Origin of the sequence: Microbacterium sp. NPDC091676 (genome assembly GCF_044756645.1) — a bacterium.
Lineage (GTDB): Bacteria > Actinomycetota > Actinomycetes > Actinomycetales > Microbacteriaceae > Microbacterium > Microbacterium paraoxydans_D.
Genome location: NZ_JBIVTI010000001.1, coordinates 553,433 through 572,411 on the forward strand (window position 1 = coordinate 553,433; position 18,979 = coordinate 572,411).

The 18,979-nt window shown below is 71.3% G+C and carries 19 protein-coding genes and 1 tRNA gene; 5 read left to right on the forward strand and 15 right to left on the reverse strand.

Going from position 1 to position 18,979, the window contains the following annotated elements; all coding sequences use genetic code 11:
* Positions 1–16: 16 nt before the first annotated feature.
* The 6 genes from tatA to ACIQID_RS02870 are packed head-to-tail and all read right to left on the reverse strand — an operon-like array spanning position 17 to position 4,922.
* The gene (tatA, locus tag ACIQID_RS02845) at positions 17–253 is read right to left on the reverse strand and encodes a Sec-independent protein translocase subunit TatA (protein ID WP_101845779.1); all 237 of its coding nucleotides are present in this window, start codon (positions 251–253) and stop codon (positions 17–19) included.
* Between the two features lie 45 nt (positions 254–298).
* Positions 299–1,282, reverse strand: a complete 984-nt coding sequence (locus ACIQID_RS02850) for a helix-turn-helix transcriptional regulator (protein ID WP_400281830.1) — start codon at positions 1,280–1,282, stop codon at positions 299–301.
* A complete protein-coding gene (locus tag ACIQID_RS02855) occupies positions 1,279–2,271 on the reverse strand; it encodes a helix-turn-helix transcriptional regulator (RefSeq protein ID WP_400281833.1) in 993 nt (330 codons plus the stop codon). The genes ACIQID_RS02850 and ACIQID_RS02855 overlap by 4 nt, the downstream gene beginning before the upstream one ends.
* Complete coding sequence (locus ACIQID_RS02860; RefSeq protein WP_400281836.1) at positions 2,271–3,203, reverse strand: hypothetical protein; 933 nt, start codon at positions 3,201–3,203, stop codon at positions 2,271–2,273. Before ACIQID_RS02860 ends, ACIQID_RS02855 begins: the two co-directional genes overlap by 1 nt.
* Positions 3,204–3,213: 10 nt before the next feature.
* Positions 3,214–4,233: a tRNA (adenine-N1)-methyltransferase gene (locus ACIQID_RS02865; RefSeq protein WP_331202839.1), complete on the reverse strand. Its 1,020-nt coding sequence runs from the start codon at positions 4,231–4,233 to the stop codon at positions 3,214–3,216.
* Complete coding sequence (locus tag ACIQID_RS02870) at positions 4,230–4,922, reverse strand: HAD family hydrolase (RefSeq protein ID WP_400281839.1); 693 nt, start codon at positions 4,920–4,922, stop codon at positions 4,230–4,232. The genes ACIQID_RS02865 and ACIQID_RS02870 overlap by 4 nt, the downstream gene beginning before the upstream one ends.
* A 79-nt stretch (positions 4,923–5,001) precedes the next feature.
* Here ACIQID_RS02870 and ACIQID_RS02875 point away from each other — a divergent pair, with 79 nt between their 5' ends.
* Positions 5,002–5,850 carry a PAC2 family protein gene (locus ACIQID_RS02875; RefSeq protein ID WP_312672548.1) on the forward strand — a complete coding sequence of 283 codons (849 nt, stop codon included), beginning with the start codon at positions 5,002–5,004 and terminating at the stop codon, positions 5,848–5,850.
* A gap of 12 nt (positions 5,851–5,862) precedes the next feature.
* Here the strand turns inward: ACIQID_RS02875 and ACIQID_RS02880 are convergent, their stop codons facing one another.
* Together ACIQID_RS02880 and ACIQID_RS02885 are read right to left on the reverse strand one after the other, a co-directional pair.
* Complete coding sequence (locus tag ACIQID_RS02880; RefSeq protein ID WP_312672550.1) at positions 5,863–6,693, reverse strand: undecaprenyl-diphosphate phosphatase; 831 nt, start codon at positions 6,691–6,693, stop codon at positions 5,863–5,865.
* A gap of 47 nt (positions 6,694–6,740) precedes the next feature.
* Positions 6,741–8,036, reverse strand: a complete 1,296-nt coding sequence (locus ACIQID_RS02885) for a M20/M25/M40 family metallo-hydrolase (RefSeq protein ID WP_400281844.1) — start codon at positions 8,034–8,036, stop codon at positions 6,741–6,743.
* Between the two features lie 113 nt (positions 8,037–8,149).
* Between ACIQID_RS02885 and ACIQID_RS02890 the strand changes: the two genes are divergently transcribed.
* Positions 8,150–8,232: transfer RNA gene (locus ACIQID_RS02890), tRNA-Leu, on the forward strand.
* 103 nt (positions 8,233–8,335) lie between these two features.
* Here the strand turns inward: ACIQID_RS02890 and ACIQID_RS02895 are convergent.
* Together ACIQID_RS02895 and ACIQID_RS02900 are read right to left on the reverse strand one after the other, a co-directional pair.
* Complete coding sequence (locus ACIQID_RS02895) at positions 8,336–9,433, reverse strand: VIT1/CCC1 family protein (RefSeq protein WP_312672554.1); 1,098 nt, start codon at positions 9,431–9,433, stop codon at positions 8,336–8,338.
* Positions 9,434–9,563: 130 nt separating this feature from the next.
* Complete coding sequence (locus ACIQID_RS02900; protein WP_136052804.1) at positions 9,564–11,306, reverse strand: DEAD/DEAH box helicase; 1,743 nt, start codon at positions 11,304–11,306, stop codon at positions 9,564–9,566.
* A 146-nt stretch (positions 11,307–11,452) separates the two neighbouring features.
* On the opposite strand from ACIQID_RS02900, the gene ACIQID_RS02905 reads away from it, so the two are divergent.
* Positions 11,453–12,280, forward strand: a complete 828-nt coding sequence (locus tag ACIQID_RS02905; RefSeq protein WP_312672558.1) for an SGNH/GDSL hydrolase family protein — start codon at positions 11,453–11,455, stop codon at positions 12,278–12,280.
* A gap of 9 nt (positions 12,281–12,289) precedes the next feature.
* Here the strand turns inward: ACIQID_RS02905 and ACIQID_RS02910 are convergent, their stop codons facing one another.
* Complete coding sequence (locus ACIQID_RS02910; RefSeq protein ID WP_400281849.1) at positions 12,290–13,096, reverse strand: TrmH family RNA methyltransferase; 807 nt, start codon at positions 13,094–13,096, stop codon at positions 12,290–12,292.
* 65 nt (positions 13,097–13,161) lie between these two features.
* On the opposite strand from ACIQID_RS02910, the gene ACIQID_RS02915 reads away from it, so the two are divergent.
* Both ACIQID_RS02915 and ACIQID_RS02920 read left to right on the forward strand, forming a co-directional pair.
* Entirely contained in the window at positions 13,162–14,001 is an 840-nt protein-coding gene (locus ACIQID_RS02915) for a Sir2 family NAD-dependent protein deacetylase (protein WP_331202835.1), read from the forward strand.
* Positions 13,998–14,585 (forward strand): histidine phosphatase family protein, encoded by a 588-nt coding sequence (locus ACIQID_RS02920; protein WP_060922608.1) that lies wholly within the window; start codon positions 13,998–14,000, stop codon positions 14,583–14,585. The genes ACIQID_RS02915 and ACIQID_RS02920 overlap by 4 nt, the downstream gene beginning before the upstream one ends.
* A 7-nt stretch (positions 14,586–14,592) precedes the next feature.
* Here ACIQID_RS02920 and ACIQID_RS02925 read toward each other — a convergent pair whose 3' ends face one another.
* Genes ACIQID_RS02925 through ACIQID_RS02940 form a run of 4 tightly spaced genes read right to left on the reverse strand, consistent with a single transcriptional unit; the run spans position 14,593 to position 18,976 of the window.
* On the reverse strand, positions 14,593–15,399 hold the full coding sequence (locus ACIQID_RS02925; RefSeq protein ID WP_400281854.1) for an HpcH/HpaI aldolase/citrate lyase family protein: 807 nt from the start codon (positions 15,397–15,399) through the stop codon (positions 14,593–14,595).
* Entirely contained in the window at positions 15,396–15,884 is a 489-nt protein-coding gene (locus ACIQID_RS02930) for a MaoC family dehydratase (RefSeq protein ID WP_312672565.1), read from the reverse strand. Before ACIQID_RS02930 ends, ACIQID_RS02925 begins: the two co-directional genes overlap by 4 nt.
* A 9-nt stretch (positions 15,885–15,893) precedes the next feature.
* On the reverse strand, positions 15,894–17,042 hold the full coding sequence (locus ACIQID_RS02935) for an acyl-CoA dehydrogenase family protein (protein ID WP_400285630.1): 1,149 nt from the start codon (positions 17,040–17,042) through the stop codon (positions 15,894–15,896).
* A complete protein-coding gene (locus ACIQID_RS02940) occupies positions 17,042–18,976 on the reverse strand; it encodes an acetyl/propionyl/methylcrotonyl-CoA carboxylase subunit alpha (RefSeq protein ID WP_400281857.1) in 1,935 nt (644 codons plus the stop codon). Before ACIQID_RS02940 ends, ACIQID_RS02935 begins: the two co-directional genes overlap by 1 nt.
* Positions 18,977–18,979 lie beyond the last annotated feature (3 nt).

Here is an 18,979-nt window from a genome sequence, read left to right on the forward strand (position 1 = left end):
ATGGCTGCCACGGCCGTCAGGCGCGAGGGGGAGTCTCAGGGTCGGTGCCCGAGTCCTTCACCGTCGTCGGCTCCGCGGGTGCCGACTCGGCACGACTCGCGTCCTCTTCCTTCATGGCCTTCATCTCACCCTTGAAGACGCGGGCCGACTGGCCCATGCTCTTCGCGAGCGCCGGCAGCTTGGCAGCGCCGAAGAGAAGGAGGATAACGGCCAGCACGATGAGCAGGTGCCAGCCTTGCATTCCAGCGAACATATCGACAATCCCGTCGTAGGGGGGCTTTCCGCCCCAGTCTACAGATCAAACCTCGGCATCAGGCCGGTGGTAGAGCGCGAGTCCGGCGGCGGCCCACTCCCGGGTGGCGGTCCGCGCGATCCCCGGATCGGTGACCTCCATCGCGCCACCGAAACGGGCGGCGAGCCGCTTGATGCCGCGGGGGTCGGCGAGGTGGAGCTGCGTCGTCACCATGCCGTCGCCGGCACGCAGCGTCTCGGTGGGCACGAATCCGCTGAGCAGCGGAGCGAGGCGCTCCGGGACGCGAACGGTGACCTCCCGCTCCTCCTCCAGACCCGCGAACGCCTCCGGCACCCGGTCGCCACCGTGTGTGCTGGGGATGTCGGTGAGGGTGGGTGCGCTGACGCGATCGAGATGGAACGTGCGCATCGCCTCGCGCATGTGGCACCAGCCCTGCAGATACCACTGCCCGTTCGTGATGAGGATCTGCACGGGATCCACCGTGCGCGTGGTGGGCGCGGCATCAGGGGCCTGGTACGTGAACGACACGGCCACCCCGTTCTGCAGGCCGCGGGCGACGACCTCGCGCACCTCGTCCACCGCCGTCGGGGCGACCACGACGTCGGCCGGGGCATCGGCTGCTCCCCGCGAGAGCTTGGAGATGAGGCCGGCGACGAGACCGGAGTCGGACACGGCCGGCACAGCGGCGACCATCTGCAGGCCCGCGAGCAGGGCCGCGGCCTCCCGCGCCGTGAAACGCGGCACCCGACGCAGGGCCACGTCGTTCGTGATCTCGATGACGTCCTCGAGGTCGAGGAGATCCCAGTTGATGTCGAACATCTCCTGCGGCTGCTGCCAGTAGCCTGCCTCGCCGGGAAGGCCGATGACGGTCAGCTTCTCGACCATCGCCCGCATCTCCCTCGGGGTCACGCCGAACTCCTCGGCGGCCTCGGCGAGCGAGACCTGCCCGTGCTCGAGCAGATACGGGACGAGCGTGAGGTAGAGACGGACGCGCTCCGCGGCGAGGAGAGGCTTGGGCGCGGCGCTCATGCCGGCACCCCCGTATCGGTGTGGGCCTCGACCACCGCGCGCAGACGGCTGATCACCGCGTCCCTGAGCGGCGCGGGCTCCACCACGCGGACCTCGGGACCGTACGACGCGAGCTCGTCCGCCAGGATGTGCAGATCGACGAAGGGCACGTGGATGCCCTGGGCGGCCGGAGTCGCCCGCCGCCCCAGGCGCAACGCGGCTTCCGTGCCGGGCGTGACCTCCAGCAGCGCCGAATTCTCCGCCGCGACGCGCTCCAGTCCGCTCAAGGCCCGCTCCCCCGCACCCTCGCGCAACGCGGGGTCGAACGTACTCGCGCTGATGACGACATCGCCGACGATGCGGCTCAGCAGGAACGTCCGGTCCTCATCGATGTCGACGTCGACGCCGTACACATGCCAGCGCGCTTCGTAGTCGACGAGGGCCAGCGGCCGGATCCGACGGCGACGAGGCGCATCCTCGCCCGGCTTCAAGTAGTCGAAGGAGACCACCCTGCTGCGCTCGATCGCGTCCTGCAGCGGCGCGAACGCGGGGTCGCGGGCAGTGATCCGCGGCGCGAAGCCGATGATGGGCTCGTCGCCGTCGATGCCCAGGGCCCGGATCTTCCTGACCCCGGACTGTGCGTCTCCGGAGACCGATTCCGCGCTCCAGACGCTGCCGGCGAGGCGGAGCACGGCCAGCTCCGCCGGGGAGAACTCGATGTCCCCCGGCAGATCGTATTCTGCCTGCGGAATGCGATACCGGGCCTCACGGAGGTCGTTCGGATCGGCCGCATCGCCGATGGTCTCGATCGGGACACCGAGCGAACGGAGCTCGTCCTTGTCCCGCTCGAACATCTTCTCGAGAGCGTCCGACCGCGTCCCCGCGTCGGCGCGCTGGCGATAGCCGGAGACGTTGTCGAGGATCTGCTGCTTGGTGAGCCCGATCTCCGTGGCCATCAGCGCCACGACGAGGTTCGTCAGGCGCTCTTCGGCAGGGATCCGGGCGGCCATCAGGGTGCGGCGACCGGGGACACGCCGAGGATGTCGACCACGACGGCCATGGCCGCGGAGCTCTCGGTCTGGGGAAGCACGACGAGGACCTGGGAACCCACCGGCTCACCGACCAGCGCGTCGGCGACCGGCGCGGCGATCTGCCGGATGCCGTCGGTGGCGGACTGCCCCCAGGTGCTCTGCAGGACGGTCTTGTCGTCCCAGCTCACCGCGGTGAAGTGGACGAGCGGCGTCTGCTCCTCCGTCAGCTCGTCGCCGTTTCCACGGATCAGCGTCTGGACGACCTGCTCCTCCGGGGCGGCACTGTCGGGGATGATGATGCCCGGGGTGCCGTCGTCGGCGCGCACGACGGTCGGCATGCCCTGCGCGTCGTTGAACTGCAGAGTGCCCTCCGCCTTCGGGAGGAACGCGTCGACGACGTCGATCACGAACACCGCGATGTCGTCCTCGCCCATGCCGAAGCCGCCGAGGTTCGCCTCTCCGAAGTCCTCCGGGGTCAGACCCGCCACGATGCGCGTCCCGCCGGTCGCGCACTCCAGGACATCGGCGAGGCCCGGGGACTGCGCGGCCCAGGCCCCGATGGTCGAGGCGCGCGTGGTGTCCTCGTCGTACGTGGTCGCGAAGACCTGCTCACCGGTCGCGCCGTCGTAGATGGAGATCTGAGCGACGAGCGGCTGTGCGTCGTCGACGAGTGCACGGCCGTCCCCCGTGACGACGTCCGCGTAGGACGTCTCCGTGAGGCGCACGGGGGCGAAGATCTCGACATCCGGCGTGGAGCCGACCTCGCCGCTGACCGTGACGGCGCTGTCGATGCCGTTGGCGTGTCCGCCGCGATCGCACGAGGCGTCGGCGGACGAGGAGGTCACGCTGCACCCCGTCAGGGCGAGGGCGGCGAGGCTGAGGGAGGCCAGAACGGCGGACGTTTTACGCACGCGCTCCAGTCTATTCCGTCGTGTGCTCGGATTCGCGCGACGCCGCCGCCAACCGCGCGCCCTCGGCTGCCTTCCCGGCCTCACGGGCGCGCTTGCGGAGGTTCTTGTCGGTGATCTCGCGATCGCCCACCGCGCCCGGCGTCCACAGCTCGACGTCGTCGTCGCTGTAGCTGCTCTTCGAGGCGCGACGCTTCACCGACGGAGCCACCGCGCCGGGGGCGAGCCGGCGAGCCGTGAGGAGGAAGCCGGTGTGGGCGACCATACGGTGGTCCGGACGGACGGCCAGTCCCTCGACGTGCCAGCCGCGCACCATCGTCTCGGACGCCTCGGGATCGGTGAAGAGACCGGTACCCCGGATGAACTCCGCGACGCGCGAGAGCTGCGTGGCGGTGGCGATGTAGCAGAGCACGACACCGCCGGGGGTCAAGGCGTCCGCGACCGCGTCGATGCACTCCCACGGCGCGAGCATGTCGAGCACCACCCGGTCGACGGTGCCCGGCTCCACCTCCGCGGGCAGGGCGGCGACGAGATCCCCCACGACGACGTGCCACGAGTCGGGGCGCTCCCCGAAGAAGGTCTCGACGTTGGCCTGGGCGACCTCGGCGAAGTCCTCACGACGCTCGAAGGAGAGCAGACGCCCCGTGGCGCCCACGGCTCTGAGGAGCGAGAGCGACAGGGCACCGGACCCGACACCGGCCTCGACGACGGTGGCGCCGGGGAAGATGTCGGCCTGCATGACGATCTGGGCCGCGTCCTTCGGGTAGACGATGGCGGCGCCACGGGGCATCGACATCGCGAAGTCGCGCAGCAGCGGCCGCAGCGCCAGGTACTCGTGTCCCGAGCTGTTCGCCACGACCGAGCCGTCGGGAAGGCCGATGAGGTCGCGGTGGCGGAGGACGCCGTGATGGGTGTGCAGCTCGCCGTCTTCGCGGAGGGTCACGGTGTGCAGGCGGCCCTTCGGCCCGGTGAGCTGCACGCGATCGCCCTCGCGGAAGGGCCCGCTGGGGCGCGGAGCGGACGTGGTCGTCATCGGGTGGCCTCCGTGATCGCGGCGCGGGAACCGAACAGGTCCACGAGGTCGGCCGCACCCCGGCCGTCGAGGGTGGGCCACAGCTCGTGGGCTCCGAAGCCGTCGAGCGGGACGATGTGGGGCACGCCGAGCGTCAGCGCACCGGATGCGAGGCCCGCGCGGAGACCGGTCGGGGAATCCTCGATGACCACGACCTCGGCGATGTCCACGTCGAGGAGCGCGGCGGCCTGGAGGTAGGGCTCCGGGTGCGGCTTGGGGTTTTCGACGTCGTCGCCGGCGACGACGATGTCGAAGGCCTCGAAGTCGATCAGACCGACGACGTCGAGCGCCATCCGACGCAGCGACATCGTCACCAGACCGGTCGGGATCCCGGCGCTGCGGAGGTCACGGAGAAGCTCCCGGGCGCCGGGGCGGAAAGGCACGCCCTGCGTGCGCAGCGACTCCTGCACGGCACTCGTGAGGTGGGAGACGATCGCCTCCGGCGCCATGTCGACGCCCGCGCCTTGCAGGATGATCGCGCTGTCGATCAGGCCGCTGCCGACCAGCTGCAGAGCGTCCTCATGGGTCCAGGTGCCGCCGAAGGACTCCACCAGTGCGGTCTCGGCCGCCATCCAGTACGGCTCGGTGTCGACGAGTGTTCCATCCATGTCCCAGAGGACCGCGCGGGGCTTGTTGCTCACTGAACCCATGCTAGCCGGGCCCGCCCACATCCCCTCGTCGCGGGCTAGCCTGGGGGGATCGAATCCTCGACCTCGAAGGGAGCACGGCATGGACGTTCTCGGTTCACGCATCATCATCGCCGCCTTCGACGGCTGGAACGACGCCGGCGAGGCCGCGACGGGAGCCGTCGGCGCCCTGCAGGCGGCCGGCGGCTACGACCTCGTGCATTCGGTCGATCCGGAGCTCTACTTCGACTACCAGTACACGCGACCGGCGACGCGGCTCGACGCCGAGGGACGTCGTCAGATGACCTGGCCGGAGGCCGGACTGTGGCGCCCGCGCGACCCGGGTTCCGGGCCGGAGTTCTGGCTCCTCACCGGGGCGGAGCCCGCGCGCACCTGGCAGGCGTTCGCGTCCGAGTTCATCGATGTCGCGCTGCGCGACGACATCACCGGCTTCGTCACCCTCGGCGCCATGCTCTCCGATGTCCCGCACACCCGCCCGATCTCGATCTTCGCGTCGAGCCAGAACGAGCAGGTCCGTGAGGCCCACGCCCTGGAGCGGTCGGTGTACGAAGGCCCCGTCGGCATCCTCACCGTGCTGGAGCACTTCGCCGAGAACGCCGGCATCCCCTCCGTGAGCCTGTGGGCGAGCGTCCCGCACTACGTCGCCTCGGCCGCCCCGTCGCCGAAGGTCACGCTCGCGCTCCTCGACCGTCTCGAGGAGCTGACCGGTGTGGATGTGGACCGCCGGCACCTCCGCACGGAGGCCGCGGCCTGGGAGGCGTCGATCGATGCCGCCGCGTCCGAGGACGAGGACATGGCGGAGTACATCCGGCAGCTGGAGCGCACGCGGGACACGTGGGACTCCCCCGACGCATCCGGGGACGCGATCGCCCAGGCCTTCGAGCGCTATCTGCGGCGCCGCGACGACGGCCGCGGCGACCGCAAGCGCTGAGCCGGGCCCGGCTCAGGCCGAGGCCGGGATGACACCCATCGCGAGCAGCACGAGCAGCACGCCGCCGAGCAGGATCCGGTAGATCACGAACGGCAGGAAGCTGCGCTTCGAGATCCAGTTCATGAAGAACGCGATCACGCCGAGTGCGACGACGAAGGCGACGCCCGTCGCGGCCACCGTGTCGCCGAGCGAGAAGAAGGACGGCTCGCCCCAGCTCTTGAACAGCTGGTAGAAACCGCTGCCGAACACCGCGGGGATCGCCAGCAGGAAGGCGTAGCGGGCGGCGGCGGCGCGCTCGTAGCCGAGGAACAGCCCCATGGTGATCGTGCCGCCGGATCGCGAGACGCCGGGGATGAGGGCCAGCGCCTGCGCGAGACCGAAGGCGATGCCGTGCGGGTAGGTCAGGTCGTCGAGCTTGCGGCGCTTGGCACCGACGTGGTCGGCGATGCCCAGGAGGATGCCGAACACGATGAGCATGATCGCCACGATCCAGAGCGACCGGAAGACGGTCTCGATCTGATCCTGGAACAGGAGTCCGAGCAGCACGATCGGGATGCTGCCGATGATGATGAGCCAGCCCATGCGCGCGTCCGGATCGTTCCGCGGCACCGCGCCGGTGAGGGACCGGAACCACTGCGAGACGATGCGGACGATGTCCCGCCAGAAGAACACGACGACCGCGGCCTCGGTGCCGATCTGCGTGATGGCGGTGAACGCCGCGCCCGGGTCCTCCCCGGACGGCAGGAACGTCCCGACGACACGCAGGTGGGCGCTGGAGGAGATCGGCAGGAACTCGGTGAGGCCCTGGACGATTCCCAGGATCAGTGCTTCGAGCAGGTGCATGGAGAGGCCTTCGTCTTTCGGGACGGCACGGAGCGCGTGGAGACCGCTCAGTACGTGCGCAGCAGATCGGCCAGCACCCGCTGACCGAAGACAAGTGAGTCTACGGGCACCCGCTCGTCGACTCCGTGGAACATCCCGGTGAAGTCGAGATCGGCCGGCAGGCGCAGCGGGGCGAAGCCGTAACCGGTGATGCCGAGAGCGGCCAGCGCCTTGTTGTCGGTCCCGGCTCCCAGGAGGTACGGGATGACCGGCACGCCGGGGTCGTGCCGACCCAGGGCTGCGACCATCGCGTCGACGAGCTCCCCCGCGAACGGCGTCTCCATGCCGATGTCGCGCACCACGGTCTCGATCCGGATGTCGTCGCCCACGATGCGCTGGAGCTCGGCGAGCACGTCGTCCTCGGTCCCGGGGATCACCCGGACGTCGATCAGCGCCTCGGCGCGCTCCGGGATGACGTTGTGCTTGTACCCGGCGGTGAGGGCCGTCGGGTTGGTCGTCGTGCGGAACGTCGACCGCAGGAAGGCCTCTGCCGGACCGGCCGCGGCGGCGAGGGCGTCGGGGTCGTCGGCGCTCCGGCCGCTCAACGCGCTCAGACCCTCGAGCAACGCCTCCGTCGTCGGCGTGAGCCGGACCGGCCACCGCGTGCGGCCGATGGCTGCGACGGCCTCGGCGAGCTTCGTGACGGCGTTGTCCTCGTGCAGGCGGCTGCCGTGTCCTGCCCGGCCGGTGGCGACGAGGCGGATCCAGATCAGGGCCTTCTCCCCCACCTGCAGCAGGTACGCCCGACGGTCGTCGACCGAGATCGAGTAGCCGCCGACCTCGCTGATCGCCGCCGTCGCCCCGGCGAACCACTCCGGCCGGTCCTTCACGACGAGCGCGGAGCCCTCGACCCCGCCGTTCTCCTCGTCGGCGAAGAACGCCAGGACGAGGTCGCGCTCCGGCTGCTCCCCCGCGCGCAGGATGTCGGCCACGGCGGTGAGGATCATCGCGTCCATGTTCTTCATGTCCACGGCGCCGCGGCCCCACAGCATGCCGTCCTGCACGGTGCCGGCGAACGGGTCCACCGTCCAGTCCTCGGCGACCGCGGGCACGACGTCCAGATGGCCGTGCACGACGAGGGCCGGCTTGGTGCCATCACGGCCGGGGACCCGCGCCATGACGTTCGTCCGCCGCGGGATGGGCTCGTAGTACTCGACCTCGAGCCCCAGCTTCTCCAGATAGGCACCGACGTACTCGGCGGCCTCCCGCTCCCCCTTCGCGTTGCCGCCGCCGTAGTTGGAGGTGTCGAAGCGGATGAGGTCGCTCGCGACGCGGGCGACCTCCGGGAGCGAGGATTCGGTCATGGACTCAGGCTATCGAAACCGCGTGCCACGCCCGGGCGTCACGCTCGGTTCGAGACGCCTCCGAGAACGTGCTAATCTCATTCTTCGGTCGGCAACGATCAAATCCAACACCTGCGCGGGTGGCGGAATGGTAGACGCGCTAGCTTGAGGTGCTAGTGCCCGATAGGGCGTGGGGGTTCAAGTCCCCCTCCGCGCACAGAGAGCGAAGGCCCCGGATCCACGGATCCGGGGCCTTCGTCGTTCCTGATGCGTTCACCGCGATCCGGTGCGGTCCCGCACGAGGCGGGACCGCAGGACCGTCACACCGCGCCGACGCCGAAGAGCAGACCCAGCGCGTAGGTCACCGCCGCCGCACCGAAGCCGATGGCGAGCTGCCGCAGGGCGCGACGCAGGGGCGGGCCGCCGGAGAGCACGCCGACCATCGCACCGGTGCTGAGCAGCGCGATGCCGACGAGCACGAGCGCGAGCACGATCGCCGCGGTGCCCTCCATGCCGAAGATCCAGGGCAGGACGGGGATGATCGCGCCGGAGGCGAAGAGGAGGAAGCTGGAGATGGCCGCCGTCCAGTCGCTGCCGACGACCTCGTGCGCGTCCCCGCCCTGGACGGCCACCGGCCCCGTAGCGGCCCGGCGGACGCCCTCCTGGGCGGCCTGGACGATGCGGCGGGCCCTGGCCAGGGATTCGCCCTGGTCCATGCCGCGGGCGCGGTACACGAGCGCGAGCTCGTTCTCGTCGATGTCGAGGTCGGCCGCGGCCGCCGCGGCGTCCTCGTTCGCCTCGGTGGCGGTGAGGAGCTCCCGCTGCGATCGCACCGACACGAACTCCCCCGCGCCCATGGACAGCGCGCCCGCGAGGAGACCAGCGATGCCGCTGAACAGCACGAAGCCCGAGCTCACGCCGGTGGCGCCGATCCCGAGGACCAGGGCCAGGTTGCTGACGAGGCCGTCGTTCGCCCCGAAGACGGCCGCGCGGAAGGAGCCCGACAGGCGCCGACGGCCCCGCGCGGCGAGGCCGCGGACGACCTCGTGGTGGACCTTCTCGTCGGCGCGCATGGCCGGGGTGGCCCAGCGCTCAGCGTCGTACGGGGAGCGGGCCTCGGCGCTCTGGGCGAGAGCGAGGACGAAGATCGAGCCGAAGCGCCCGGCCATCCACCCCAGGAGGCGGGAGCGGACCCCCGCCCGCGGCAGGCGCGTCGGTTCGCCGCCCAGCAGATCGAGCCAGTGCTTCTCGTGCCGGCGCTCGGCCTCGGCGAGCCCGAGCAGGATCGCCCGCTCCTCCCCCGACCGGCGAACGGCGAGTCGCTGATAGACGGCGCCCTCCGCTCGTTCCTCGACGAGATAGCGAGCCCAGCGCCGACGGTCGGCGGCCGTGGAATCGGCTGCGGCAGGGGCGGTCATGGAACCTCCAGGTGTCACCGTGCCCGGCGTCCGGGCAACCGTTCCACGCTATCCGCGGGGTGTCGCGCAGGCCGCGTCCTGGCCAGGATTGCCAGCATTTCGGGGATCCGAAGCGGCGTAGAGACCGCCGTCAGGAGCGGACGCGTTTGCGCAGCACCTCGATGCGCGACTGCAGCTGCGTCACGGTCGCCTGCGCCACCGCCGGGCCGCCGCAGATACGACGGAGCTCGGCGTGGACGGCACCGTGCGGCTGGCCCGACTGCCGCGCGTAGAGGCCCACCAGGCTGTTCAGGAGCTGGCGCTGCTCGCGCAGGGTTCGGTGCAGTGGTGCGGGCAGCGTCGTGGTCTGCGTCGGCTCGGCCTGGGCCTCCCGGACCTCGCGATGCCGGGACTGGCGGGCCTGCCGCTGCATGAGGAGCTCGTGCACGTGCTCGGGTTCGAGCAGGCCGGGGAAGCCGATGAACTCCTCCTCCTCGGGCGTGTTCGGCTCGGCGAGCTGACCGAACTCCTTACCGTCGAACACCATGCGGTCGAAGTGCGCGACGGAGGAGATCGCCTGGTAGCTGAACTCCTGGGTCAGTGCGTCGGAGGCCTCGTCTTCGCGGTTCGCGCTCTCCAGCAGCGAGTCGTCGAGGCCGTCGTCGTCCTTGGACTGCCGGTCGAGCGCGTGGTCGCGCTGCTTCTCCATCTCGTTCGCGAGCTTCATCAGCACGGGCACGTGCGGGAGGAAGACGCTCGCCGCCTCTCCGCGACGACGGGCGCGCACGAAGCGGCCGATCGCCTGGGCGAAGAACAGCGGGGTGGACGACGAGGTCGCGTAGACGCCGACCGCGAGCCGCGGCACGTCGACGCCCTCCGACACCATGCGCACCGCGACCATCCACCGGGCGGTGCCCTCGGAGAACTTCTCGATCCGCTCGGACGCGGTGGCGTCATCGGAGAGCACGATCGTCGGCTGCTCGCGCGTGATGCTGTGCAGGATCTTGGCGTAGGCCCTGGCGACGGTCTGATCCGTGGCCAGCACGAGTCCGCCGGCGTCGGGGATGTGGTGCCGGATTTCGGTCAGGCGGCGGTCGGCGGCCGAGAGCACGGCCGGCATCCAGTCGCCCTCGGGGTCGAGGGCCGTGCGCCAGGCCTGCGACGTGACGTCCTTCGTGTTGTCCTGCCCGAGGTGGGTCTCGAGCTCGTCTCCGGCGCTGGTGCGCCAGCGCATCTTCCCCGCGTACATGTGGAAGAGCACCGGACGGACGACGCCGTCCGCGAGAGCGCGACCGTACCCGTAGGCGTAGTCGGTGCTGGAGACCCGGGCCCCGGTCTCGTCCGGGAGGTACTCCACGAACGGGATCGGCGCCGTGTCGCTGCGGAACGGGGTCCCGGAGAGGAGCAGTCGGCGCTTCGCCGGCCCGTAGGCATCGCGGATCGCGTCGCCCCAGCTCAGGGCGTCACCGCCGTGGTGCACCTCATCGAGGATGACCAGGGTCTTCGCGTCCTCGGTGAGGTGGCGATGCACCGACGACTTCGCGGCGACCTGGGCATACGTCACCACGACCCCGTGATAGTGCCGTGCCGGAGCCCAGTCGCTGTTGCGGAAGCGCGGGTCGAGACGGATGTGCACGCGCGCGGCGGCATCGGCCCACTGCGTCTTCAGGTGCTCCGTGGGGGCCACGACGATGACGCGGTTGACCTCCCCCATGCGCATGAGCTCGACCGCGAGGGTGAGCGCGAACGTGGTCTTGCCGGCGCCCGGTGTGGCGGCCACGAGGAAGTCACGCTGGTCGGCCTGGAAGTACGCGTCCAGGGCCTCCTGCTGCCATGCCCGCAGCTTGTTCGCCGTTCCCCACGGGGCGCGCTGAGGGAAGGACGGAGAGAGCATCGACTCCACGATAATCGCTCCCACCGACACCGGGGCATCCGCCGCGACGCCGCGCGCGTCCCCCCTCCCGAGCAGCGGCACGGGTAGGCTCGGTCACTGCGCAGCGGTCACCATCGTGCGCGTACGCGTTCGTGAAGGAGAGCCGGATGAGCGATCAGGAATCGACCAGGACCCCGTACGTCGCGAACGAGACCCCGCACCCCTGGCGCCGGTTCGTCGCGATCGGCGACTCGTTCACCGAGGGCATCGGCGACCCGGACCCGGCGGCCCCCGGGGGCCACCGCGGCTGGGCCGATCGTGTCGCCGAGGTGCTCGCCCAGCAGGTCGACGACTTCGCCTACGCCAACCTCGCCGTCCGAGGGAAGCTCATCGCGCAGATCGTCGCCGACCAGGTGGAGCCCGCCGTCGCGCTGCGCCCCGACCTCATCTCGATCTGCGCCGGCGGCAACGACGTCATCCGGCCCGGCACCGACCCGGACGCCATCGCCGCCCAGCTCGAGGACGCGGTGGCGCGCCTGTCGTCCACCGGGGCCGCGGTGATCCTCTTCACCGGCATCGACACGGGGTTCACGCCGGTCTTCCGTCCCTTCCGCGGCAAGGTCGCGATCTACAACGAGAACGTCCGCGCGATCGCGGAGCGGCACGACTGCATCGTCGCGGACCAGTGGGCGCTGAAGGTCGTGCAGGACGCCCGCTTCTTCGACGACGACCGCCTCCACTACAACGCGCTGGGCCACCACGAGGTCGCGCGGATGGTGCTCCGCGCCCTCAACGTGCCGAACGACCTCGAGGCCATGCAGCCCGAGCCCCTGCCCCTGCGCACGTGGCGCGCAGCCCGCGGCGAGGATCTCGGCTGGGCGAGGGAGCACCTCGTGCCCTGGGTGCTCCGTCGTCTCCGTCACCAGTCCTCCGGTGACCACATCGCGGCGAAGCGTCCCGAGCCCTCCCCCGTCATCTTCCCCGGCAAGGAGTGACGCGCGCCCTCACTCCGCGGGAGCGAGGGCCCACAGTGCCACGGCGGCGGCCGAGGCGACGTTGAGCGAATCCACGCCGCCGGCCATCGGGATCGTCACCACCGTGTCCGCGCTGTCGAGGGCGGTCCGCGTGAGACCGTCTCCCTCCGCGCCGAAGAGCAGCGCCACCTTCTCCGGCCGCCGTGCCGCGTACAGCCGGAGGTCCACGGCCGCGTCGCTGAGCGCGAGGGCGGCGATGTCGAAGCCGTCCCCATGGAGAACGCCCACGGCCGCCTCCCAGTCGTCGATCCGGGTCCACGGCACCTGGAACACCGTGCCCATGCTCACCCGGACGCTGCGACGGTAGAGCGGATCGGCGCAGCGCGGCGACACCAGCACCGCATCCGCCCCCAACCCGGCGGCGGCACGGAAGGCCGCACCGACGTTGGTGTGATCGCCGAGGTCCTCCAGGACCAGCACCAGCCGTGCGTCGCGCACCACGTCCGCGATCGGCGCCAGGGCCGGGCGGTGCATCGCGGCGAGGGCCCCTCGGTGCACCTGGTAGCCGGTGACCTTTTCCGCGACCTCGTCCGGGACCACGAGCACCGGGACGGCGCGCTCGCCCAGAACGCGCCGCAGCTCCTCGACACGCCGGGTCGAGACCAGCACCGACCGGGCTTCGTGTCCGGCGGCCAGCGCGCGCTCGATCACCTTCGCGGTCTCCGCGATGTAGAGCCCCTCCGCGGGCTCTCGGACGGCCCGGAGCGCGCTGTCGGTGAGGCCGCGGTAGTCGTCCAGCCGCGGGTCGTCGATCTCGGTCACATGCTGGAGGTCCACCGCTCCACTCTGCCATCCCGGCTCTCGTTCTCCCCACGCCCCGTAGACTCGATCGAGGAGGTCCTGTGAGCGTGACGAACACCGCTGAGCCGTCGGCCGAGCTCTCCCACGCCGCCACCCTGCTGCGCGGCAAGCGGATCGCCCTCCTCACCGGAGCCGGCATCTCGACCGACTCGGGCATCCCCGCCTACCGCGGCGAGGGGGCGCGCACGCGCAGCAACCCCATGACGATCCAGACCTACCTCGGCGACGAGGCCGCGCGACGTCGCTACTGGGTCGGCGGGCACCTCGGCTGGCGGGCGTTCGCGCAGGCGGCGCCCAATCCCGGCCACCGCGCCCTGGCGGAGATGGAGTCCCGAGGCGTGGTCTCGGGCGTCATCACCCAGAACGTCGACGGCCTGCACCTCCGCGCGGGCAGCTCGCACGTCATCGAGGTGCACGGGACCATGCGCCGCGTGCTCTGCCTGCACTGCGGCCAGGTGTTCGACCGTCGCGACATCGCCGTGCAGATCGAGGAGCGCAATCCCTGGATCACCGTCCCGGAGAACGTGGCGCTGGCCCCGGACGGCGACGTCCTCCCGGAGAGCACCGAGGGCTTCCTCGTCCCGACCTGCACGGTCTGCGACGGCATGCTCAAGCCCGACGTGGTGTTCTTCGGAGAGTACGTGCCGCAGGACCGCTTCCGCGCCGCGGAATCGTTGCTGCGCTCCAGCGAGGCGCTCATCGTGGCCGGATCCTCTCTCGTCGTGAACTCCGGCGTGCGCCTCGTGAACCGTGCGCGTCGACGCGGCATCCCTCTGATCATCGTCAATCGCGAGCCGACCCGCGCGGACGCCTGGGCCGATGTCACCATCGCCGCCGGCACCAGCGACGTGCTCCCCGCCCTGCAGGAGATGCTCTCGTGACCTATCTCACCCTCATCCGCCACGGTCAGACCGACTGGAACCTCGCCCGCCGTATCCAGGGGTCCACCGACATTCCGCTGAACGAGACGGGCCGCGAGGACGCGCGGTGGGCAGCCGAGAAGCTCGCGGGCACGACGCACCATGCCGTCTACACGAGCCCCCTCGTGCGGGCGAGCGAGACCGCCGGGATCATCGCGGAGCGCCTGGGTCTGGAGATCGCCGGCGTGGTCCCCGACATCCGGGAGCGGGAGTTCGGCGACGGGGAGGGCATGCTCGTCCCCGACTACATCTCCACCTACGGCGACTGGCACGCGGAGGTGCCGGGAGCGGAATCGCTGCACGAGGTCGGCGTCCGCGCCATCGCCGCGCTGCACCGCATCGCGCGGGACGCCCGGCGGAGGTCGGCGCCGCAGGCGGAGTCGGTGCTCGTCGTGACCCACGGCGGCGTCATCCGCGCCGTCATCGACCACGTCTCCGGCGGCACGCTCCCCCGGGACGGCGAAGTGCTGCGCAACGGCTCCGCGCACCGGTTCGTCGCGGCGCCCGGCTACCTCCGGCTGCTCGAGGAGACGCCCGTCCTCTGACCGGACCTCAGCGGGCGCGGGAGACCACGGCGCGCGCGTGCCGCAGCACGGGCTCGTCCACCATCCGTCCCCGGAAGCGGAACACACCGCGCTCCTGCGCCGCAGCCGCGAGCACCTCGCGGGCCCACGCCACGGTCTCGGCGTCCGGCGCATACGCCGTCCGGATCACCGAGACCTGACTCGGATGGATGCACGCCGTCGCGCGGAACCCGGAGGCCGCCGCGTCCTTCGCCTCCCGGTCCAGCCCCGCGATGTCGCCGATGTCGACGTGCACGGCGTCGATCGCCGCCTTCCCGTGCGCACCGGCTTCCAGCAGCACCCGGGAACGGGCGTAGCGGGCGATGTCCCTGTAGCCGCCCTCGTCATTCCGGGATGACGTGCCGCCGAGCGAGGCCACCAGATCCTCCGCGCCCCACATCAGTCCGGCGACCGCCGGATGCGCGGCGATGTCGGGAGCCGCATGGATCCCGCGCGCCGTCTCGCACAGCGCCAGCAGGGTGAAGCCCGCGCCGAAGGCGTCCAGGCTCTCCGCGCTCTCCGTCTTCGCGACCATCACGGTCCGGAACGGTGACCGTGCCAGGGCCTCGAGGTCGTCCGCGAACGCCGCGGAGTCCGGGGCGTTCACGCGCACGATGACGCGCGCGGGGTCGAGGTCAGCGGCGACGACGTTCTCGCGGGCCTCGCTCTTCGCCTCCGGCAGCACGGCGTCCTCCAGATCGAGGATCACGGCATCCGCCCGTTCCTGGGCCTTCGCGAAGCGCTCCGGGCGGTCGGCCGGGCAGAACAGCAGAGCAGGGCCGAGGTCGAAGCTCATGCGGCGTCCTCCTCCGGCCGGCAGCGCACCAGCACCGTCCGGACGGCGGTCGCGACCACGGTGCCGTCCTGATTGCGTCCGGTGTGCGCGATCTGCACGACGCCCTGACCGGGGCGGGACGACGAGAGCCGCTTGTCGACGACGACGCTCTCGGTCGTGAGCGTGTCCCCGGCGAACAGCGGATGCGGGAAGGCGATGTCGCCGAGGCCGAGCTGCGCCACCAGCGTCCCCTGTGTCAGCTGGGCGACGGAGGAGCCCACCATCGTCGACAGCGTCCACATGGAGTTCATGAGGCGCGCGTGGAAGGGCTCCTGGGCATCGGCGAACGCGGCGTCCAGGTGCAGCGCCTGGGTGTTCATCGTCAGCGTCGTGAAGAGGACGTTGTCCGCTTCCGTAGCCGTGCGGCCGGGGCGGTGCACATACCGGACGTCGGTCTCGAACTCCTCGTAGTACAGGCCGCGCTGCACGATCTCGCGCATGGTCATGCCTCCACGCTACCGGGCGAGCCCGAGCGCCCTGGCGATCACGAGGAGCTGGACCTCCGTGGTCCCCTCGCCGATCTCGAGGATCTTGGAGTCACGGTAGTGGCGCGCCACCGGGAACTCGTTCATGAACCCGTTGCCGCCGAAGATCTGCGTCGCGTCACGGGCGTTGTCCATCGCCGCCTCGCCCGCGACGAGCTTGGCGATCGCCGCCTGCTCGGCGAACGCCTCTCCCGCGTCGCGGAGGCGCGCGGCATGGTGCCACGCGAGCCGCGCGGTGTGCACGCGCGCCCGCATCCGCGCCAGCGTGAACTGGGCGTTCTGCCGCGTGCTGAGGGCGCTGCCGAAGATGGTGCGGCTCTTGGCGTACTCGACCGCCGCCTCCAGGCATCCCTCCGCCGCGCCGGTCGACAGAGCGGCGATCGCGATGCGGCCCTCGTCAAGGATGCTGAGGAAGTTGCGGAACCCGCTCCCCCGTTCGCCGAGGAGGTTGCCCGCCGGCACCCGCGCTCCGTCGAACGTCAGCGGGTGGGTGTCCGACGCGTTCCACCCCACCTTGTCGTAAGGCGGTTCGACCGTGAATCCCGGGGTTCCGTTCGGGACGATGATCGTCGAGATCTCCTTGCGTCCCTCGTTCTGGCCGGTGACCGCGGTGACCGTCACGAACCGGGTGATCGGAGTGCCCGAGTTGGTGATGAACTGCTTGGAGCCGTCGATCACCCACTCGTCACCGTCGAGCCGCGCCGTCGTCCGCGTCGCCCCCGCATCGCTTCCCGCCTCGGGTTCCGTGAGCCCGAACCCGGCCAGGGCGCGACCGGCCAGGAGATCCGGCAGCAGCTCGCGCTTCTGCTCCTCGGTGCCGAAGCGGAAGACGGGCATGGCCCCGAGGCTCACCCCCGCCTCCAGTGTGATCGCGATCGACTGGTCGACGCGCCCCAGGGCTTCGATCGCGAGGCCCAGCGCCATGTAGTCGCCGCCCTGCCCGCCGTACTCCTCGGGGAAAGGCAGTCCGAAGAGGCCGAGCTCTCCCATCTGCCGCACGACGTCCATGGAGAGCGTGTGCGTGCGATCCGCCTCGTACGCCTGCGGCGCGACGACCGTGTCGGCGAACTCGCGTACCATCGCGGCGAGCTCGCGCTCCTCCTCGGTGAGATCGTGCATCATCGGTCCTCCTCCGTCATCGTCACGCGGGCGACCGGTTGGTCGCGCCGCACCTGGTCGCCGACCGCGACCAGCAGCCGCACCACGCCGTCGTGCGGCGCGAGCACGGGGTGCTCCATCTTCATCGCCTCGATCGCGACGAGAGGCGCTCCCGCCCGGACCGCCGCCCCGTCCTCGACGTGAACGGCCACGACGCCGCCGGGCATGGGCGCACGAGCCTCGGGTTCCGTGGCCCTGGCCTCGCGTTCCGCGGCGGCGAGGCGCCTGCGCATCCGGCCGCGGCGGTCCAGGGGACGCAGTCGGAGCGTCCGTCCTTCCTCGCTGAGCCATACGGCGCCTTCGGCGTCGCGGGCCGCGTGCACCCGGTCGGAGCGCATCAGGGGCGGCGTCGCGCGCACGATCTCGTCGTCGTCGGTGAGCAGGGCGACGGGTTCGGGGGCGTGCGGCGCGGCTCCGAGACGCCATCCCGGGAGGCTCTGCCACAGCGGGCCGGCTCCCGCGCGCGCGGTGACCGCCTCAGGGCCGCTCTGCACCACGCCGGCGGCCGCCGCGAGCTGCGCCGCCGACGGGGGCGTCGGTGCGAGCGGGAGCAGGGTCTCGATGAGGCCGGTGTCGAGGTCGCCCTCGCGCACCCGGCGGTCCTGGAGGAGCCGGCGCAGGAACGCGATGTTGGTCTCCACGCCGAGCACCACGGTGCGCGCGAGAGCGTCGTCCAGGCGCTGCAGCGCCGCCTGCCTGTCTTCCGCCCACGCGATGACCTTCGCGATCATCGGGTCGTAGAACCCGCTCACCACGCTCCCGGACTCGACGGCCGCATCCACCCGGACGCCCGGAGGCGCCTCGAAGAGCAGCACGGTCCCCGTCGAGGGCAGGAACCCGCGTTCCGGGGACTCGGCGTACACCCGCGCCTCCACGGCATGGCCGGTCGTCCGTGGCTCGACGTCGAGCGGCTGTCCATCGGCCATGCGGAGCTGCAGCGCGACGAGGTCGAGTCCGGTGACCTCCTCGGTCACCGGATGCTCCACCTGCAGCCGGGTGTTCATCTCGATGAAGAAGGCATCCTCAGGGGCGTCCGCGTCGACGAGGAACTCCACGGTGCCGGCTCCGACGTAGGCGACGCTCTCCGCGGCGCGCACGGCCGCCGCGAGCAGCCGGTCGCGGGTCGCGGGCGGGATCCCGGCGGACGGCGCCTCCTCGATCACCTTCTGGTGACGACGCTGGAGCGTGCACTCGCGCTCACCGAGCGCCACGACGGTGCCGTGCGCATCGCCGAACACCTGCACCTCGATGTGACGCGGTCGGCGGATGAGACGCTCCAGGATGAGCGCGTCGTCGCCGAAGGCGGATGCCGCGACGCGTCGAGCGGATCCGAGGGCGCCGGGAAGACCGGCGCTGTCGGCGACGACCTCCATGCCCTTCCCGCCCCCGCCTGCGCTCGGCTTCACGAGGAGGGGGAATCCGACCGCCTCCGCCTCCTCACGGATCTCCGCGTCGGACAGCCCGCGCGCGTCGAAGCCCGGCACCACGGGCACGCCGCTGCGGCTCACGTGCTCACGGGCTCGCGCCTTGTCGCCCATGATCTGCAGGGCCTCAACGGTGGGGCCGATGAAGACGATGCCGCTCTCCGCGCACGCCTGTGCGAGCCCGACGCTCTCGGAGAGGAATCCGTACCCGGGGTGGACGGCCTCCGCCCCCGAGGCGCGAGCCGCCGTGATGACGGCGTCGATGTCGAGGTAGGACTCCCCCGCCGGCGCCGGACCGATCCGCACGGCGGCATCCGCCTCGCGGACGTGCGGGGCGTCCGCGTCCGCGTCGCTGTAGACCGCGATGCTGCGGATTCCGAGGTCGCGGAGGGTCCGGATGATCCGGCGCGCGATCTCCCCGCGGTTCGCGACGAGGACCGAGGAGAACGAGAGGGAAGGCGAGTGCGACATGGG

Excerpts from the sequence above, each read along its gene's own strand:
- tatA (WP_101845779.1), bottom strand. The coding sequence starts at position 253 with ATGTTCGCTGGAATGCAAGGCTGGCACCTGCTCATCGTGCTGGCCGTT.
- ACIQID_RS02850 (WP_400281830.1), bottom strand. The coding sequence starts at position 1,282 with ATGAGCGCCGCGCCCAAGCCTCTCCTCGCCGCGGAGCGCGTCCGTCTC.
- ACIQID_RS02855 (WP_400281833.1), bottom strand. The coding sequence starts at position 2,271 with ATGGCCGCCCGGATCCCTGCCGAAGAGCGCCTGACGAACCTCGTCGTG.
- ACIQID_RS02865 (WP_331202839.1), bottom strand. The coding sequence starts at position 4,233 with ATGACGACCACGTCCGCTCCGCGCCCCAGCGGGCCCTTCCGCGAGGGC.
- ACIQID_RS02870 (WP_400281839.1), bottom strand. The coding sequence starts at position 4,922 with ATGGGTTCAGTGAGCAACAAGCCCCGCGCGGTCCTCTGGGACATGGAT.
- ACIQID_RS02875 (WP_312672548.1), top strand. The coding sequence starts at position 5,002 with ATGGACGTTCTCGGTTCACGCATCATCATCGCCGCCTTCGACGGCTGG.
- ACIQID_RS02880 (WP_312672550.1), bottom strand. The coding sequence starts at position 6,693 with ATGCACCTGCTCGAAGCACTGATCCTGGGAATCGTCCAGGGCCTCACC.
- ACIQID_RS02885 (WP_400281844.1), bottom strand. The coding sequence starts at position 8,036 with ATGACCGAATCCTCGCTCCCGGAGGTCGCCCGCGTCGCGAGCGACCTC.
- ACIQID_RS02895 (WP_312672554.1), bottom strand. The coding sequence starts at position 9,433 with ATGACCGCCCCTGCCGCAGCCGATTCCACGGCCGCCGACCGTCGGCGC.
- ACIQID_RS02900 (WP_136052804.1), bottom strand. The coding sequence starts at position 11,306 with ATGCTCTCTCCGTCCTTCCCTCAGCGCGCCCCGTGGGGAACGGCGAAC.
- ACIQID_RS02905 (WP_312672558.1), top strand. The coding sequence starts at position 11,453 with ATGAGCGATCAGGAATCGACCAGGACCCCGTACGTCGCGAACGAGACC.
- ACIQID_RS02925 (WP_400281854.1), bottom strand. The coding sequence starts at position 15,399 with ATGAGCTTCGACCTCGGCCCTGCTCTGCTGTTCTGCCCGGCCGACCGC.
- ACIQID_RS02930 (WP_312672565.1), bottom strand. The coding sequence starts at position 15,884 with ATGACCATGCGCGAGATCGTGCAGCGCGGCCTGTACTACGAGGAGTTC.
- ACIQID_RS02935 (WP_400285630.1), bottom strand. The coding sequence starts at position 17,042 with ATGCACGATCTCACCGAGGAGGAGCGCGAGCTCGCCGCGATGGTACGC.
- ACIQID_RS02940 (WP_400281857.1), bottom strand. The coding sequence starts at position 18,976 with ATGTCGCACTCGCCTTCCCTCTCGTTCTCCTCGGTCCTCGTCGCGAAC.